The organism is Methylobacterium sp. Leaf117, assembly GCF_001422985.1.
In the GTDB taxonomy this organism is placed as follows: Bacteria; Pseudomonadota; Alphaproteobacteria; order Rhizobiales; family Beijerinckiaceae; genus Methylobacterium.
In genome coordinates, this window is record NZ_LMNL01000023.1 from 109526 (window position 1) to 126865 (window position 17340).

Sequence of the window (17340 nt, forward strand, 5' to 3'; positions counted from 1 at the left end):
AGGTTCATTCTGAACCAACCAGACTCGCGAGCCCCTCGTTTCCGTTTGTCTGGTCGGGATCACCGGTTTCCGCTGATCCCTGACAAACTCTAGGGCTGAGGCGTCGCCTCGGGCTGCGGTGCCTCCGCCTCCGGGCGCAGGCGCCGCGCGGCCTCGCGGGCGGCTTCCCGGGCAGCTTCGGCCTCGCGAGCCTGCGCGTCCCGTGCTTCACGGGCGGCCTCCTCGGCCGCACTCTTATCGGCGGCTGCCTTCAGGGCCGCCGCGCGAGCCTTGTCCATCTCGATGCGGGCGCGGCGGCGCTGGCGCTCGCTCTGGTCGGCCTCGAAGATCTCGATCTTCTCGAGTTCGCGCTGGAGCACCAGGGCCGCAAGGCCGTTCGTCGCCGGCCCGGCATCGATGCTGCGCTCGGGGGCATGGATCGGCCCGCTGAAACCGAGCTGGATCGCCGGGTTCCCTCCGGTCCAGCCTTTCGGCGGCTGTCCTGCGCTGAGCGTCCCACGCGCGTCGAGACGTGCGGTTCGCAGGTCGAAGCCCCAGGTGCCGCTCCACTTGGCGACACCCAGCTCCAGGGTGAGGGGACCGGCCCGCAGCGTTCCGCCGACGAGGCTTGCCGGGCTGGAGACCGGCCCCGGCACCGTCAGTGGACCTGCGCCGAGTTCTTCCACCACGAGGGCCTGGAGCCGCCCCTCGCGAAGGGGATCGTCTTCCCCGAGCACTCGCGTCACCGCCCGCTGGAGTCCCGCCGGATCGGCACCCGGCAGGCTGAGGCCCGCCAAAGTGATCTCTCCGCTGCCGCCGAGATTGTTCATCAGGCCGGTGAGGCTGGTACCGGAGGCCCCGAAGCGCAGTTGCGCCGTAACGCGACCCGCCACGGGGCCGCCACCGGCAAGGCCGGAGATCGCCGCATCGGTGAGCGTGCCTTCGCCCGAAACGGCCGCGCCGCCGCCCTGACGCGTCACGGTCGCGCTGCCGGCGACCCGACCTTTCGCGAGGGTCGCGTCGAGGTCGCGGAGGGTCAGGGTCTCCCCGTCGAGGCTGACGCCCAGGGCTGCGCCGGTCGCGACCAGTCCGCGTCCGAGGTCCAGGGTATCGACCCGGAGGGCGAGGGAGATGGAGGCTTGCGCGGCCGGAACCGGCGCGAAGCGCGCGCTGGCCGGATCGGAGGCCGCGGCCTTGGACGGTTCGGACGGCAGGACCGTGGCGGCGGCCAGGAGCGGCAGCGACAGGCGCGCGAGGCTGGCGCTGCCGTGGATCTCGCCCTCCGGCGTGCGCGTGAGGTCGGCCGACACCGGCGCGCCGTCGACTCGGCCGACGAGGCCCACCCGTGCATCCGGCCCGGCCCGGGACAGGCGCAAGCCGAGCTCGGCCGGAAGTGGACCCGGGATCGGCACGGCACTGCCGGCGAGGGTCAGGAACGGCGCCACGTCCGGCAGGCTGAGGTGCAGTTCGCCGGCGCTGGGCAGGCTCTCGCGGCCGTCCAGCAGGACGGGCTGCACCGTCGCGATCGTGACGTCGGCGACGGACCCGCTGACCCGCAGGGCGAGCCCGAACGGTCTGCCATCGGCTTCGGCAGGGCCGGGCGTACCGACGAGGCGAAGGCGGCCGGGGCGCCGCAGGGCCGGGATGTCGCGGCGTTCGAGCCAGGTTCCCGCATCCGCCGTCGCGAGGGTGAGGTCCAGGCTGTCGATGCGGCCGGAACGGCTCCGGAGGTCGAGGTCGAGGGGGCCACCGGCGGCCTCGCCCTTGGCGGCGACCCGGAGGGTATCGGCCGTGCCGGCATCCCGTTCGAGGCTGACGGCAAGGTCGAGGGCTCCGGCGCGCAGGAAGGCCGGGATTCGCTGGGCTTCCGCCAGCCAGACCCGGTCGAGGAGCGCGAACAGGGGGGCGGCCACCGCCGCCGAGACCCGCCCGGCGATCCGGCCCGTGCCGTCCGGATCGATGCGTCCCGACAGCTTGGCGTTGGCGCCTGCCAGATCGCTGATGTCGAGGCTGTCGACCACGAGGCTCGGGCCGTCCGACTGGAGGCTGGCCGCGATGGTGCCGCCACCCGAATGCGCGCCGGACGGGCCGTAGCGGACGTCGCGGGCCAGGAGGGTGAGCCCGACATCGTGGCCCCGTAGGTCGGCCAGCGTGCCTCCGAGGACCGGCAGGGTCGCGATGTCGAGGCCCTGCGCGACCAGTTGCGCATCAAACCGCCCCCGATGAGCGCCGTCGGCTGCCGCGTAGCGGGCATTCCCGGTGACGCGCGCCTCGCCGAGGCCGAGCCGCAGGTTGCGCAGCGACACCGTCAAGGCGTCCACCGACAGATCGGTGGCCAACTGGACCGGTCGGCCATCCATCACGGCCACGGCCGGACCCTCGAACCCGAGACGGCGCAGGTAGCGGCCGAAGCTGTCGGAGGCCGGGGCGTCGACGGACAACCGTCCAGTGAAGCGCAGGCCCGCTTCGGTGTCGATCTCGCCGCTGGCCCCGAGCACCGCCGCACCCGGCGCGGTCACGTCGAGCCGACGCAGGACGACCCCGCCGGTGCGGTCGAGGGTGCCGCTGGCGGCGAGCCGCGACCATTCGTCGAGGCCGAGGGCCAAGCTCTCCACCGCGAGGTCCAGATCGACCATCACGGGCAGGCCGAAGCCGTTCCGGCCGCCGATCGCCGGAACGCCGCGCGCGATCAGCGCCTGTCCGGCCGCCGAGGTCAGGAAGGCATCCAGGTCGAGGCGCCGGGTCGAGAGGGCGAGGCCGGCGCGCCATTGCTTCAGGTCGAGCTGCCCCGTGCCGCCGAGGCGCAGGGCCTGTCCGCCGGGATCGATCTCCAGGGCGACATCGGTGAACCGGGCTGTGAGGCCGCGCCCGGTGAACTTGCCTCCGAGAGAGAACGGCAGATAGGCGCCTGCCGCCTGGACCGGTGGCCCGACGACGATGCGGGCGCTGCCTTCCGCGACCGCGGTCGCCAAGCGCCGACCGGACGCGCCCGTTCCGGCGGGCGCAAGGCTGAGACGGGCATCGGCTTCGAAGCGCGGCTGCGTATCGCCACCGCCGGCGATCTTCACGCTGACGCCGTCGGACCCGATCTCGCCCGTCGAGAGCCGGAAAGGTACGCCGCGACTGGTTCCCTCCGCGCGCCAGGGTCCGCCCAGCGCCGGGGCCGAGATCTGCAGGGCTTCGGCATAGAACTGCTCGGTCCGCCCCGTCGCCGGCACCTGGGTTGTCAGGACGAATTGCCGGATCGTCAGATCCTCGATGGCGAGGTCGCGCCGCAGGGCCTCCGCCAAGCCGCGGGCCGGCAGCAGTATGGCCTCACCGTCGGTGACCGGCAGCTTGACCTCGGCCCGGCCGATCCGGGTCTCGGTGAAGCGGATCTCGCCCTTCAGCAGGGGTGCCAGTGCAAGTTCGGCCCTGACGCCCTGGAGATCGAGGAGCGGGTGATCGAGCTTCGGCGCCGATCCGGCGGCGGCGCCGAGCCGGAGGCGATCGAGCTTCAGCCTGGGCGAGGGAAGGAGGCGGACGCCGATCCGGCCCTCCGTCTGCGCCGTCACGCCCAGCGAGCGGCTGATCGTGCGGTCGAGGGTGGCGCGATAGCTTTCCCAGGCCACGAAGGGTGGGACGGCGAGGGCCGCAACGAGGAGCAGGATGACGGCGCCCGCCAGCGCGGTCAGGATGTCACGCACCGTGTTTGTTCCGCCTCGTCACCCGGGGGCTCGCCCCTGCTCCGTTCGCGGACATAGCACAGGGGAGGCCGACGCGCGCCAGAGCCCTGGCGCGGTCAAAGTCGCTCCGTCCGACACGAGGCCTGCGTCAGTCCCGCCGATCCCGGCCCGGCCGCAGCTCAGCGCCGGCCCGGAACCACGATCGGTGCCGCGGGTGCGCTCGGCCGGAACAGGTCGCTGCGCTGGATCTGCATCCGCGTCTGGTTGGTGTCGAACTGTTGGCGCTGCTCGATGCCGCGCAGCTGGCTGCGGTCGGAGAGCCGGTCGTTGGTGGCGTTGAGGCTGTCGATGGCGCGCGAGGATTGCGCCAGGGCCGGGCCGGCCGTCAGGAGCGCGAGGCCGGCAACGAAGAACAGGCGGGGGCTAAGCATCGGAACGTCCTTGTTCGGTGGGGTTTCGTCCTGATCTGGTGAGACCGCGCGTCGATGGAAAGGCGGCTTCCCGAATCTCGGCATCCTGCCGCACGTCCCGAACGGCACCGACCGGTCGGCCGACCCCCGAAGACCGGGAGGGGACTGGCATCACTCTCGACGCCGTTCGCGTTTTGGTCCAGGGATGCGCGATGACGAAGCCTCTCGACGCGGCCGGCGCTTCCGCCTCCGACGCCGCCCCGACCTCCATCGCCGCCCGTGCCATGGCCTCCCTGCGGCCGCAGGCGAGCCCTTATCTCGAAGGGCTGAACACCGAGCAGCGCCGCGCCGTTGAGGCCACGGATGGCCCGGTCCTGGTGCTTGCCGGCGCCGGTACCGGCAAGACCCGGGTGCTGACGACGCGCATCGCCCACCTCATCGCCACGGGCAAGGCGCGACCCTTCGACATCCTCTCGGTGACCTTCACCAACAAGGCCGCCCGCGAGATGAAGCACCGCATCGGCGGGCTCATCGGCCCGGCCGGCGAGGGCATGCCCTGGCTCGGCACCTTCCATTCCATCGGCACCAAGATCCTGCGCCGACACGCCGAGCTGGTCGGCCTGCGCTCGGACTTCACGATCCTGGGCATGGACGACCAGCTCCGCCTGATGAAGCAGGTCATCGTCGACCAGAACATCGACGAGAAGCGCTGGCCTGCACGCGCCCTGTCCTCGGCCATCGACGGCTGGAAGAATCGCGGCCTCCTGCCCGAGCAGGTGCCCCCGGGCGAGGCCCAGGCCTTCGCCTTCGGCAAGGGCGGCACGCTCTATTCGGCCTACCAGGCCCGGCTTCTGACCCTGAACGCCGCCGATTTCGGCGACCTTCTGCTGCTCTGCCTCAAGCTCTGGCGCGAGAACCCCGACGTCCTGGAAAACTACCAGAGCCGTTTCCGCTACATCCTGGTGGACGAGTATCAGGACACCAACGTCGCTCAGTACCTGTGGCTGCGCCTGCTGGCCCAGGGGCACCGCAACGTCGCCTGCGTGGGCGACGACGACCAGTCGATCTATGGCTGGCGCGGGGCCGAGGTCGACAACATCCTGCGGTTCGAACACGACTTCCCCGGCGCCGTGGTGGTGCGCCTGGAGCGCAACTACCGCTCCACCGGCCACATCCTCAGCGCCGCCTCCGGCCTCATCGCCAAGAACGAGGGGCGCCTGGGCAAGACCCTGCGCACCGAGGATGTCGCCGGCGAGAAGGTGACGGTCTCCGGCGCCTGGGATTCGGAGGAGGAGGCGCGCCAACTCGCGGAAGCGATCGAGAGCCTTCAGGCCAAGCAGCATCCGCTGTCGGAGATCGCCGTGCTGGTGCGCGTCTCGGCGCAGATGCGCGAGATCGAGGACCGCTTCGTCCAGCTCGGGCTGCCCTACCGGGTCATCGGCGGGCCCCGCTTCTACGAGCGGGCCGAGATCCGCGATGCGCTGGCCTATCTGCGCGTCACCGCCAACCCGGCCGACGACCTCGCCTTCGAGCGCATCTTCAACACCCCGAAGCGGGGCCTCGGCGACGCCACCCTGCAGGCGCTCCACGCCTATGCCCGCGCCGAGCGGGTGCCGCTGCTTCAGGCGGCCCGGCTCGTGGTCGAGACCGACGAGCTGAAGCCCCGCGCCCGCTCCGGCGTGCGGGCCCTGGTCGAGAGCTTCTCACGGTGGTCGCGCCTGGTGGGTACGCAGCCGCATTCCGAGGTGGCGCAGACCATCCTGGAGGAATCCGGCTACACCGAGATGTGGCAGAAGGATAAGTCCGCCGACGCGGCCGGGCGCCTAGAAAACCTCAAGGAGTTCGTGCGCTCCATGGAGGAGTTCCCCGATCTCGCGGCCTTCCTCGAGCACGTCTCCCTGGTGATGGAGGCGAGCGAGCAGGAGGGGGCCGACCGCGTCTCGCTGATGACGCTCCACGCCGCCAAGGGCCTGGAATTCGACACCGTGTTCCTGCCCGGCTGGGAGGACGGCCTGTTCCCGAACCAGCGCGCGCTGGACGAGAGCGGCCGCGCCGGACTGGAAGAGGAGCGCCGCCTCGCCCATGTTGGCCTCACCCGGGCCCGCAAGCGCGCCAAGCTGTCCTTCGCGGTCAACCGGCGCATCCACGGCCTGTGGTCCTCCACCGTCCCGAGCCGCTTCATCGACGAGCTTCCCGAGGACAGCGTCGATGTGCTCGACGCACCCGCACACTTCTCGGCCGGCGCGTCGCGTTTCGATCGCAACCCGACTCCGTTCGGCTCGTCCTACGGCACGCCGGGCTGGCAGCGGGCGCAGGCCAACACGGCGCAGTACGCCAAGGCGAACCCCAACGGCTTCGGCGTCGGCAACCGCGCTCCCGCGGCGCGCGGCGGACCACGCCAGATCGAGGGCGAACTGATCGCCACGTCGACCGGAGCGCCGTCGGCCTTCTCGGTCGACATGCGGGTGTTCCACACCAAGTTCGGTCCCGGCACCGTCGCGGGTGTGGACGGCAACAAGCTCACGGTGGATTTCGACAAGGCCGGCCGCAAGATGGTGCTGGACAGCTTCATCCAGGCGGCCTGATCCCCGAGGCCCCGGCGAAGCGCCGGGGGGCGCGACCGATGAGGGCCGAAACTGCGTCTTTGCCGACACAGGGCCGACGCAATCGACGTCGTTGCTGCATTGCACCCGGCGCGCCAGGATCAGCGCAGACTTTTTACATCATTGCCAAGAATAGTGGTTGTCACGCCCCTGTCGCGCCCGTCGCGGCATGGTGCGTGCAACGCAACGGTCCGCGGCCCGCCGGGTCGCGACGGGCATCCACAGGCACGATGGTCCTTGCCGGAACTCACGGGCAAGATCCGGATTGGCTGTGAAGCGGGCGAAGCAGAAAGGATCGCCGGAACGGGATCGGTTGTAAGATGACGCGAAGCAAGTTCAGCAAGTCAGGCTCAGATTGAATCCAGGTTGGCAAGTCCGGTTGGAGTGTTGATCGATGAAAAGACGCCGTACACGACTTGAACTCGTTGAGGACCGTCCGGTCCGTCTACACAAGACCCGTTTCGACGAAGAACGTAATCTCAGTCCGATCCAACCACTCACCGACCGGCAGGCGCAGTATCTCGACGCCCTCGCCCTCCACAAGCAAGTCATCGTCCTCGGGCCCGCCGGCACCGGCAAGACCTACATCGCCGGCACCCGCGCCGCGGACCAGCTCCGCCAGCGCCGCATCGCCAAGGTCATCATCACCCGCCCGAACGTACCCTCCGGCCGCTCGCTGGGCTTCTTTCCCGGGACCCTGGAAGAGAAGATCGCCCCCTGGGTCGCGCCCCTCACCGAGACCATGAAGGAGCGCATGGGCGAGGCCGCCTTCGAGATCGCGGTCAAGACCGGCGACATCGAAGTGGTGCCCTTCGAGGTGATGCGCGGACGCACTTTCAAGAACTGCCTCGTGATCCTCGACGAGGCACAGAACACCACTACGGCCGAGATCAAGATGTTCCTCACCCGCATCGGCGACGATTGCCAGGTGATCATCAACGGCGACGTGTCCCAGACGGACCTGCGCGAGACGTCCGGCCTCCGGACCGTCATCCACCTCATCAAGAGCCGGATGATGCCGGTGCCTGTGGTGGAATTTACCCTCGACGACATCGTGCGCTCGGGAATTTGTGCTGAATGGGTCCGGGCTTTCGAGGAAACGAATCTCTGACTTGCGGGTTGGGATAGCGGCGGACCGGAACGGGGTCCGCCGCGTACTCCGGTGCGCGACAGATTTTCCCAGGCCCTGTGGCCTCGGAACAAACCGGGTGCCGCGCTCGGACACAAAAGAATGGGAGTCTTCACGTGAGGAAACTGACCCTTGCTTTCGCCGTGCTCGCCTCGCTCGGCGGTGCCAGCCTCGCCACCTCCGCCTCTGCCGCTCCCGGCGCCCCGATCGGCGTGACCGCCCCCGAGACCGTGTCCACGGTGCAGATGCGCATGGAGCGCCGGATGGAGCGTCGCATGATGCACCGTCGCATGGAGCGTCGGATGATGCGCCGCGATATGGAGCGCCGCATGATGCACCGTCGTATGGATCGCCGGATGATGCGCCGCATGTAATCGATCGCTCTGATCGATGGAGAGAAGGGTCCCTCGCGGGGCCCTTTTTTCGTTGCACGCTCGGCTGCCCCGCGTGTCGGCGGGGGCGTCACGCCGTGCGAAGGCCTGATAGGACGGGAGCGATCGTCGCGTCGGAGCGTACGCGATCAGGAGTGCCCGGCCGTGACCTTTCAGACCTGGTGGCTGTTCCTCAGCGCCGTCTTCCTCCTGTCCGGCACGCCCGGCCCGAACATGCTCCATGTTCTGGCTCGCAGCGTCCGCGTCGGTCTCCGCCGCAGTGTCGCCGCCATGGCAGGTTGCCTCAGCGCCGTCATCCTGGTGCTCGTCGCCTCCGCCGCCGGATTGAGTGCGGTTCTCCTCGCGTCGCCCGTGCTGTTCAACGGATTGCGCTACGCCGGCGTCGCCTACCTGGTCATCCTCGGCATCCGGGCTTGGCGCGGCCACGACGGGGCGCTGGAACTGCCCGGCGCCGCGGGTGCACCGGCATCGGTGAACTTGAGGCGGCTCTATCGTGACGGACTGCTCATCGGTCTGAGCAACCCCAAGCTCCTGCTCTTTGCCAGCGCCTTCCTGCCGCAATTCGTCGATCCGGCGCGACCGCAAGCGCCGCAATTCGCGATCCTCGTCGGCACCTTCGCGGGGGCGGAACTGTTTTGGTACGGAGTCTATGCCCTGGGCGGCCGGCGGCTCGCCGCGTCGCTGACCCGTCCGGCGCTGCGGCGTGCCTTCGACCGCATCACCGGTGGGATTTTCCTCGGCTTCGGAGCGATGCTCCTCGGCACGCGCTGAGCCGGAATGATCCGGGTCGGCCGCGTCAGTTCTTGGGCGTGGTGGACCCCGTGGTCTTCGGCGAGGCGCCGATGGACGAGATCACCTTCGAGGCCGGTTTCACCGCCTTGTCGTCCGCGGGCTTGCCCGTCTTGGTCGGGGTCAGCGCGGCATGGGCGGCCTTCGCCGGCGCGTGCTTCTGTGCGGGCTTGGCCGCGCCGACCTCAGGCGTCGCGGCGACGGCCGGCACGGTGGCGGCATCGGTGGCCGGGGTCGCCGGTGTGCCGTTGCTGAACAGGTTCCCGAGCACCTTCTTGTAGGCGGCCGGGTCGCCGTCCGCATCCGCCACCATCACGCGGGCGGGCTTGGCGGGCTCGGCCACCACGGGCTCGGGCTTTGCCGCCGGGCCGGCGCCCTTCCTGGACAGGTTCGCGGCGGCGGCTTTGGTCGGAATCGTAGCGGCGGTCGCCATCATCACCGGGCGGCCCTTGGCGTCGACCTCGATCTCGCGCTCGCCGGCCGCCAGGCTCTCGGGGCGGCTGACGTCGCCGAGCCGATGCTGGGCATATTCCTTCGGGTCGATCGGCAATTCCGGCTCGGGCTTGCCGAGGCTCGCGAAGGTCAGGGTGTTGGCGGGGGTCTGCTGGCTGCGGAACACCGGGTTCTGGCTGCCGTCGTCATAGACGAGGCGGGTGGCCGGCGTGCCCTTCGCGATGAGGTCGGCAACCTCGCGGTTGTCGCGCTCACGCTTCTCGGCGACCATCGGATCGACCTTGGGTGCGCAGGAGCCGGCCGCCGCATCGGCCCCGCCGAAGACATACTTGGTGCCGCAGAGGCCCACGCGCGGCTCCTCGCGCAGGGCCTCGAAATAATCCGACCCCTCCTTGAGGTTCTTCCAGAACGGCGCGTTCGGGTCATTGCGGAATTTGGCGATGTTCGCCGCCGTCATCCGGAAGGGATAGGACTGAAACTGGAATGCGCGCTGTCCACCCGCGAAGGAGTCGCGCGCGAGGGCGTAGAGTTCACCCATCGACTCGTCGGTCATGGCAAAACAGCCGGCCGACGAGCAGGTGCCGTGGACCATGATGTAGTTGCCGGTGCGCCCATTGGCCCGGTCGTAGGCGTTCGGATAGCCGGTATCGAACGAGAGGTAATAGGACGAGTTCGGGTTCATCTGACCCGGAGTCACGGTGTAGAACCCCTCGGGGGCCTGTCGGTCGCCTTGCTTGGTCTTCGGACCGAGTTGGCCCGACCAGCGGCAGATTGGAAAGGTCTTGAGCAGCGCGTACTGGCCGTTGGAGGCCCGCTTCCACACCTCCATCTCCGCTTCCTTCTTGAAGGCGCGGATCAGGATCGGGTCGTTCTGCGACATGCCCTTCTGGGTCATGAGCGCAACGGTCTTGGGAGACACCGGGGCGAGGGCCCGAAGCGGAACGCCGCCGCCCGTCGAACCGTCCTGGCAGGCGCCGAGCGACAGGGCGAGCAAAGCGAAACCGGCGGCCACGAGCGGGCGCATAGCCATGGGGAACCTATCCTCAGTCACGCGTTCCGGGGGCTCACCCCTGGAATGCCACTCCCCAACCCCTTAGCGTCGTTAAACTTACCCGGTTGTTACCGCAAGGCGACGCGGCGGGCCGGCCCGGCCGCATGTGGATTGCGGTCACGATCCCTCGATCTCCCCGATCCTGCCGCAATTGGACCCGGGCTTCCCCGCAGACGGGTTCAGGGCCACCAGCCGGCTTGATTCCGCAGGGCTTTCCCGGCCTCGCCGGTCGGCACAGGTGTGGCGGAAATCAGGCCCGCCTTTGGGGGAAGAAGTCCGATTGGTTCCAAAGCTCGGATGCGGCAAGGTGTCGCATTAGTCTACCGTGCCTCAGAGCTTTCGCCCGATGTCGAGGAACTTGGCGGCTCGGCGGTCGCGGATCTCGTCGGGGCTCAGGCCCTGGAACTCGGTCAGAGCCGCCACGATGGCAGAACCGGCGGCCTCGATGGCGGCCTCCCGACCGCGATGCGCCCCGCCGGTGGCCTCGGGGATGATGCCGTCGATGATTCCAAGGCGCAGCAGGTCCTGCGCAGTGATCTTCATGGCGGTCGCGGCGTCGGCGGCGCGGCCCTGGTCGCGCCACAGGATCGAGGCGGCGCCCTCCGGTGAGATCACGCCGTAGATGGCATGCTCGAGCATGAGGACCCGATTGGCGGTGGCCAGCGCGATGGCCCCGCCCGATCCTCCCTCTCCGATGATGACGGCGATGTTCGGCACGCCGAGCGCGAGGCAGGCTTCCGTCGAGCGGGCGATGGCCTCGGCCTGTCCGCGCTCCTCGGCCTCGATGCCTGGAAAGGCGCCGGCCGTGTCGACGAAGGCTAGGACGGGCAGGCCGAAGCGGTCGGCGAGCTGCATCAGGCGCACGGCCTTGCGGTAGCCCTCCGGTTTGGCCATGCCGAAATTGTGCCGCAGGCGGGTCTCGGTGGTGGAGCCCTTCTCCTGTCCCAGGACGCAGACCGGACGACCGCGAAAGCGCCCGAACCCGCCGACGATGGCCTGGTCCTCTCCGAAGGCCCGGTCGCCCGCCAGGGGCGTGAAATCCGTGATCAGGCCGGCGCAGTAATCGATGAAGTGCGGCCGCTGCGGATGCCGGGCGACCTGCGTCTTCTGCCAGGGCGTCAGCCCGGCATAGATGTCGGACAGGGCGGCGGCGGCCTTGGCCTCCAGGCGTCCGACCTCCTCGCTGATCGAGACCGCGCCGTCGCGCGCCGCCATGGTCTTCAGCTCCTCCAACTTAGATTCGAGTTCGGCCACCGGCTTCTCGAAATCGAGATAGGAGCGCGTCACCGACATGGGTCAGGGATCCTTGTTCGTCGCCCTCGCGCGCGGGGCGGCCGGGTCAGGGACGATCGCGGCGGAGGGCGTGCGGCAAAAGCCGCGACTGGGCGGGGGGTGTTGGCGAAGCAGCCCCGCCTGTCAACCATCGGTGCGTCCTGCGAGGGGCCTCGGTCCCACCTCGGCTGACAATGAGCGCGGTTCGTCCCGCCCCTGGATGGCGATCACGGTGGCCCTGCGTCATGGTGGCGTCACCCGGATCGAGCAACCATCGGTTGGGTCGCGGGCGGCGGGTCGGCTCGGGAGACCCGCCGAGGCGACACCCGCTTCGGAGGATTGAGAGGGCCCTGGTCGTGACGGCATTTCCCAGCGGAGAATCCAACGTCCTCGTACTTCAGGGCGGCGGAGCGCTCGGCTCCTATCAGGCCGGGATCTACGAGGCGCTGGCCGCCGACGGCCGCACCCTGGATTGGATCGCGGGCATCTCCATCGGCGCCATCAACGCGGCTCTCATCGCGGGCAACCCGCCCGAGCGCCGCGTCGAGCGGATGAGGGCCTTCTGGGAACTCGTTTCCTCGGCGGTGACCGGGGTTCCCTGGTTCCCGGGCGAGAAGGCCCGGGCGGCGTTCAACGAGGCGAGCGCGGGCTGGATCGCCACCTTCGGCGTGCCCGGTTTCTTCAGCCCCCGCGTCCCTCCCGCCACCCTCTATCCCGCCGGCGCGCCGGAGGCCCTGAGCTACTACGAGACGGGGCCGCTCAGGGCGACGCTGGAGCGGTTCGTGGATTTCGATCTGATCAACGAAGGCCGAACCCGGCTCAGCGTCGGCGCCGTCAACGTGCGCACCGGCAACTTCGCCTATTTCGACAACCGGTGCGACCGCATCACCCCCGAGCACATCATGGCCTCCGGGGCCTTGCCCCCGGGATTCCCGCCGGTCACCATCGACGGCGAGCCCTACTGGGACGGCGGCATCGTCTCGAACACACCGCTGCAATACGTCCTCGACGAGGAGAGCCAGCGCGACCTGCTGGTGTTCCAGGTCGATCTGTTCTCCGCGCGCGGAGCCATGCCCCGCACGCTGATCGAGGCGGCCGAGCGCGAGAAGGACATCCGCTTCTCCAGCCGGACCCGGCTCAACACCGACGTGACCATCGAGATCCGCAAGGCCAAGGCCGCGACCCGCAATCTGCTGGCCAAGCTGCCGCCCGAATGGCAGGGCGATCCCGACGTCGAGTTCCTGCGGCGGATCAGTCGCGACAACGCCGTCACGATCATGCAGCTGATCTACCGTCGCAAGGCCTACGAGGGAAACTCGAAGGATTACGAGTTCTCGCGCACCACCATGCTGGAGCATTGGGCCGCCGGTGTCGGCGACATGCGGCGCTCCCTGCGCAGCCCGACCTGGCGCGACCGGCCGCACGACGCCAGCGGCGTCTCCGTGTTCGACCTCACCCGCGACGCGCGGGATTGAGCCCACCGCACCGTCCCGAGGGATCCCCGCGTGCCCAGGGGATCCCATCCTACATAGGGAGATGACCCCGTGACCCGCGACGACATTCTTCAGGTCCCCTCGATGCCGGCTTTCAGCCCGAGCTATCCGCGCGGGCCGTATCGCTTTCTCCGGCGCGAATACCTGATCGTGACCTACGAGACCGATGCGGACGCCCTGCGCCGGGCCCTGCCCGAGCCGCTGGAGCCGCATCCGGACAACCTCGTGTACTACGAGTGGATGAAGATGCCGGATTCCTCGGGGTTCGGCGATTACGAGGAGAGCGGCTCGGGCGCGCTGGCCACCTACAAGGGCGAGGCCTGCAACTTCTCGATCCAGATGTATCTCGACGACGAACCGCCGATCACGGCGGGGCGTGAGATCTGGGGCTTCCCGAAGAAGTGGGGCGTGCCGCGCCTCAAGCTCACCAAGGATACGCTCACGGGCACGCTTCATTACGACGACGAACGGGTGGCGATGGGCACCATGACCTACAAGCACCGGAGCCTCGGGAACGATCTCGGCGCGGTGAAGGCGGGCCTCGGCAAGCTCAACGTCAACCTCAAGCTCCTGCCCGACGTCGACGGCGGGACCAAGGTCGCGCAGCTCGTCGGCTACCGCCTGGAGGACATCACCGTCCATGGCGCCTGGGAGGGCGAGGCGCGGCTCCACCTCATCCCGCACGTCAATTGCCGGGTGGCCGACCTGCCCGTGCGCCGCATCGTCGGAGGCCGACACATGGTGGTCGACTTCACATTGCCCTATGGGCAGGTGCTGCACGATTATCTCGCCTGATCGCCCGGACGTCTCGACCCGTGCTCCGGCTCGCCGGACCATGGGTCCCGGGCTTCGTTCGCCCGCGCTCGCCGAACCGGCATCCGCCTCGGTAGAGCGTTCAAGGAGGTTTTCATGATCCTGACATCCAAGACCGCCGTCGTCACAGGCTCCACCAGCGGCATCGGCCTCGCCTATGCCCGTGCCTTCGCCAAGGAGGGCGCCAACGTCGTCATCAACGGCTTCGGCAAGCCGGAGGACATCGAGAAGGAGCGGGCCGGGATCGAGGCCGAGTTCGGCGTGAAGGCGGTCTATTCGCCGGCGGACCTGACCAAGCCCGGCGAGATCGAGGGGCTGATCCGGCTGGGCGCGGACAGCTTCGGCTCGGTGGACGTGCTCGTGAACAATGCCGGCGTCCAGCACGTCGCGCCGATCGAGGAGTTTCCGCCGGAGAAGTGGGAGCAGATCATCAGCCTCAACCTGTCCTCGGCCTTCTACACCATGCGGGCGGCCATTCCGGGCATGAAGCAGCGTGGCTGGGGCCGGATCATCAACACCGCCTCGGCACATTCCATGGTGGCCTCGCCGTACAAGTCGGCCTACGTGGCGGCCAAGCACGGCCTCGTCGGCCTGACGAAGACGGCGGCGCTCGAACTCGCCACCCACGGCATCACGGTGAACTGCATCTCGCCGGGCTACGTCTGGACACCCCTGGTGGAGAGCCAGATTCCCGACACCATGAAGGCGCGCGGGATGACGGAGGACGAGGTCATCAACGAGGTGCTGCTCAAGGCGCAGCCCACGAAAGCCTTCGTCACCATCGATCAAGTCGCCGCCCTGGCGGTGTTCCTGGCCTCGGACGCGGCGAGCCAGATCACGGGCGCCAACATGGCGATGGACGGCGGCTGGACCGCGCAGTAGCGCGGCACCTCTCCGTTCCATGACCCTCCGTTCCACCCTGCCTCGATGGAGGGCGGAACGGAGGCCGTGACGATCCTGCGATCAGCGGCGGCTGTGCAGGAGCAGGGCGAGGCCGTAACCCACGGCGCCCGCGATCACGAGGGCGACGAAGGGGTTCTCCTCGACGCGGTGACTGACGACGCGGCCGCCATCGCGCAGGTAGGAGCCGCCACGCTCATAGGCGTCGCCGGCATAATCCGAGACGTTGTCGGCGACATCCCGCAGGGTGTCCTTGGCCTGACCGTAGATGTCCTGGGCGCGGCCCTCCGCCTCGCGGTAGCGGCCCTCGGCCGAGTGGCGCGAGGAGCCGGCGAGGTCTCCCGCAGCGCCCTGAACCTTGCCGCCGACTTCCTTGGCGGCGCCGACGATGCGATCCGTATCGACCATTCTCTCTCTCCTCAACGCGGATGATGCGGGCGGCCCGTCCGAGGCAGTCGTATCCGAGGCCGGGGTACCCGCATCCGACCTTCACAGAACGCCCGACGGCGCCAACGGGACCCATGCGGTGAGATGAAAATCTTCCGGCGCCGGCAAACCACCACCGACAAACCAAGGCCCCGCAATCTGCGCGGGGGCAAGGCAGCGGCAAGGCAGCCGCAAGGCAGCGGCAAGGCAGCCGCAAGTCAGCGGCGGGCGCGGGCGCGCAGGACGAGACGGCGCGCCACCTCCGCGCAGGCTTGGGCGAGGGTCTCCCCGGGGGCTTGGCGTAGCCTGCGAACGGCCTTGGCCGGCCGCCTGGTCCTGGGCGGCAGCGGGATGTGCAGGAACAGCGCCGGAGGCCCCTCCCGGAGGGCGCGGAAATAGGTGGCGTTGCAGAGATAGCGCCCGGCATCCCGCGACGGGATCGCGGCGATCCCGCTCTGGCGCAAAACCGCCAGGGCGGGCGCCGCTGCCGGCGAGCGCCGCGCGGCCGGGCCGCCGGGTTCCAGCGTCGGTCGCGCCGCGATCCGCCCCGAGGCATCGGGGAACAGCCGGCTGGTGCGGTTGCGGCCCTGCACCTCGACCCGGACCCGCTTGGCGCGGGACGCGACCCCGAACAGCAGAATCGCGGCCGGAGCCTCGGCCAGGGCCGGCTCCAGCATCGCGGGGAGCGCCGCGTAGGTGGTGTGCAGGATCAGGACCCGCACGGGTTCGCCACCGACCTTGGCGCGCGCGAGGGCGCCGACGCGGCGGGCGAGCGCCGCGCTCGGGTTGCGCGGCACGCCGGGAAACGGGCCGAAGCCGGTGATCAGCAGGCCGCCGGGCACTGGCCCCTACAGGCCGATCAGGGTGGCGATGGCCTCGGCCCCGGCGGCGGGCGAGGATTCCCCGCGTCCCACCGCGCCTTCGGCCTCCGCCGTCTGGCGCCGCACCTCGGCCGAGCCGACGAGGCGCTGGTGCAGGCGCTCATGGACGAGGGCCCACATCCACTTCACGTCCTGGGCACGGCGCTTCTGGGCGATCTCGCCGGTGGCCGTGAGCTTGTTGCGGTGATCGACGATCCGCTCCCACAGGCCGTCGAGGCCCTTGTTGTTCAGACCCGAGATCGTGACCACGGGGGGCGTCCAGGTCGAACTCGGGGCCGAGAGGATGTGCAGGGCCGCGCGGTACTCGGAGGCGGCGGCGCTGGCCCGGCGCTCGCCCTCGCCGTCATCCGCCTTGTTGACCGCGATCATGTCGGCCAGCTCGAGAATGCCCTTCTTGATGCCCTGCAGTTCGTCGCCGGCTCCGGGCAGCATCAGCACGAGGAAGAAGTCCGTCAGGTCGGCCACCGCCGTCTCGGACTGGCCGACGCCCACCGTCTCCACCAGGATCACGTCGAAGCCCGCCGCCTCGCACAGCAGCATGGTCTCGCGGGTCTTGGCCGCGACGCCGCCGAGCGTGCCGGAGGAGGGGGAGGGCCGGATGAAGGCGTTCGGATCGAGGGCGAGGCGCGCCATCCGGGTCTTGTCCCCAAGGATCGAGCCGCCGGTGCGGGTGGAGGAGGGGTCGACCGCCAGCACCGCCACCTTGTGCCCCGCCGCCGTCAGATTGGCGCCCAGCGCGTCGATGGTGGTCGACTTGCCCACCCCGGGCACGCCCGTGATGCCGACGCGGATCGCGGTTCCGGTGTGCGGCAGCACCGCATCGATGAGCGCCCGTGCCGCCGCCCGGTGATCGGCCCGCTTCGACTCCGCCAGGGTGATGGCCCGCGCCAGGGCGGCGCGGTCTCCCCCGAGCAGCCGCTCGCGCAAGGCATCGATGTCGAGGGCGGGTGCGGATGAGACGGCCATGGCTGCTTCTTTGCCGGTCCCGCCGGGTTTCGTCGAGGGGGGCGCGCCTGCGCGGGAGCGCTTCCCCCGCAAACCGGCGTGATCCCAGCCGGGTCCGAGACAGGTCCGAGTCCTGTGG

The 17340-nt window shown here is 69.7% G+C and carries 14 protein-coding genes; 7 read left to right on the forward strand and 7 right to left on the reverse strand.

Going from position 1 to position 17340, the window contains the following annotated elements; all coding sequences use genetic code 11:
* Positions 1-89: 89 nt before the first annotated feature.
* Both ASF57_RS11960 and ASF57_RS11965 read right to left on the reverse strand, forming a co-directional pair.
* Positions 90-3665 carry an AsmA family protein gene (locus tag ASF57_RS11960; protein ID WP_056483561.1) on the reverse strand — a complete coding sequence of 1192 codons (3576 nt, stop codon included), beginning with the start codon at positions 3663-3665 and terminating at the stop codon, positions 90-92.
* Between the two features lie 158 nt (positions 3666-3823).
* Entirely contained in the window at positions 3824-4075 is a 252-nt protein-coding gene (locus ASF57_RS11965; RefSeq protein WP_056178648.1) for a hypothetical protein, read from the reverse strand.
* A gap of 191 nt (positions 4076-4266) precedes the next feature.
* On the opposite strand from ASF57_RS11965, the gene ASF57_RS11970 reads away from it, so the two are divergent.
* The 4 genes from ASF57_RS11970 to ASF57_RS11985 all read left to right on the forward strand — a co-directional run bounded on the left by ASF57_RS11970 (position 4267) and on the right by ASF57_RS11985 (position 8949).
* A complete protein-coding gene (locus ASF57_RS11970; RefSeq protein WP_056483564.1) occupies positions 4267-6639 on the forward strand; it encodes a UvrD-helicase domain-containing protein in 2373 nt (790 codons plus the stop codon).
* A gap of 412 nt (positions 6640-7051) precedes the next feature.
* Entirely contained in the window at positions 7052-7768 is a 717-nt protein-coding gene (locus tag ASF57_RS11975) for a PhoH family protein (RefSeq protein ID WP_056178653.1), read from the forward strand.
* 134 nt (positions 7769-7902) lie between these two features.
* Positions 7903-8160, forward strand: coding sequence for a hypothetical protein (locus tag ASF57_RS11980; RefSeq protein ID WP_056178656.1), 258 nt, complete (start codon positions 7903-7905; stop codon positions 8158-8160).
* 162 nt (positions 8161-8322) lie between these two features.
* Positions 8323-8949 carry a LysE family translocator gene (locus tag ASF57_RS11985; RefSeq protein WP_056483567.1) on the forward strand — a complete coding sequence of 209 codons (627 nt, stop codon included), beginning with the start codon at positions 8323-8325 and terminating at the stop codon, positions 8947-8949.
* A 25-nt stretch (positions 8950-8974) separates the two neighbouring features.
* Here the strand turns inward: ASF57_RS11985 and ASF57_RS11990 are convergent, their stop codons facing one another.
* Positions 8975-10450 carry a murein L,D-transpeptidase family protein gene (locus ASF57_RS11990; RefSeq protein ID WP_056483570.1) on the reverse strand — a complete coding sequence of 492 codons (1476 nt, stop codon included), beginning with the start codon at positions 10448-10450 and terminating at the stop codon, positions 8975-8977.
* 351 nt (positions 10451-10801) lie between these two features.
* Entirely contained in the window at positions 10802-11764 is a 963-nt protein-coding gene (locus ASF57_RS11995) for an acetyl-CoA carboxylase carboxyltransferase subunit alpha (protein WP_056178664.1), read from the reverse strand.
* Between the two features lie 335 nt (positions 11765-12099).
* Here ASF57_RS11995 and ASF57_RS12000 point away from each other — a divergent pair, with 335 nt between their 5' ends.
* The 3 genes from ASF57_RS12000 (at position 12100) to ASF57_RS12010 (ending at position 14931) form a co-directional block, all read left to right on the forward strand.
* Entirely contained in the window at positions 12100-13218 is a 1119-nt protein-coding gene (locus tag ASF57_RS12000) for a patatin-like phospholipase family protein (protein ID WP_244476918.1), read from the forward strand.
* A 69-nt stretch (positions 13219-13287) separates the two neighbouring features.
* Positions 13288-14031, forward strand: coding sequence for an acetoacetate decarboxylase (locus ASF57_RS12005; RefSeq protein ID WP_056178667.1), 744 nt, complete (start codon positions 13288-13290; stop codon positions 14029-14031).
* A 114-nt stretch (positions 14032-14145) separates the two neighbouring features.
* The gene (locus ASF57_RS12010) at positions 14146-14931 is read left to right on the forward strand and encodes a 3-hydroxybutyrate dehydrogenase (protein WP_056483572.1); all 786 of its coding nucleotides are present in this window, start codon (positions 14146-14148) and stop codon (positions 14929-14931) included.
* A gap of 81 nt (positions 14932-15012) precedes the next feature.
* Here the strand turns inward: ASF57_RS12010 and ASF57_RS12015 are convergent, their stop codons facing one another.
* The 3 genes from ASF57_RS12015 to meaB all read right to left on the reverse strand — a co-directional run bounded on the left by ASF57_RS12015 (position 15013) and on the right by meaB (position 17222).
* The gene (locus ASF57_RS12015; protein ID WP_056178674.1) at positions 15013-15357 is read right to left on the reverse strand and encodes a CsbD family protein; all 345 of its coding nucleotides are present in this window, start codon (positions 15355-15357) and stop codon (positions 15013-15015) included.
* Between the two features lie 236 nt (positions 15358-15593).
* Positions 15594-16217, reverse strand: coding sequence for a peptidase C15 (locus ASF57_RS12020; protein ID WP_082503908.1), 624 nt, complete (start codon positions 16215-16217; stop codon positions 15594-15596).
* Between the two features lie 6 nt (positions 16218-16223).
* Positions 16224-17222 carry a methylmalonyl Co-A mutase-associated GTPase MeaB gene (gene meaB / locus ASF57_RS12025; RefSeq protein ID WP_056178677.1) on the reverse strand — a complete coding sequence of 333 codons (999 nt, stop codon included), beginning with the start codon at positions 17220-17222 and terminating at the stop codon, positions 16224-16226.
* Between the last annotated feature and the right edge of the window lie 118 nt (positions 17223-17340).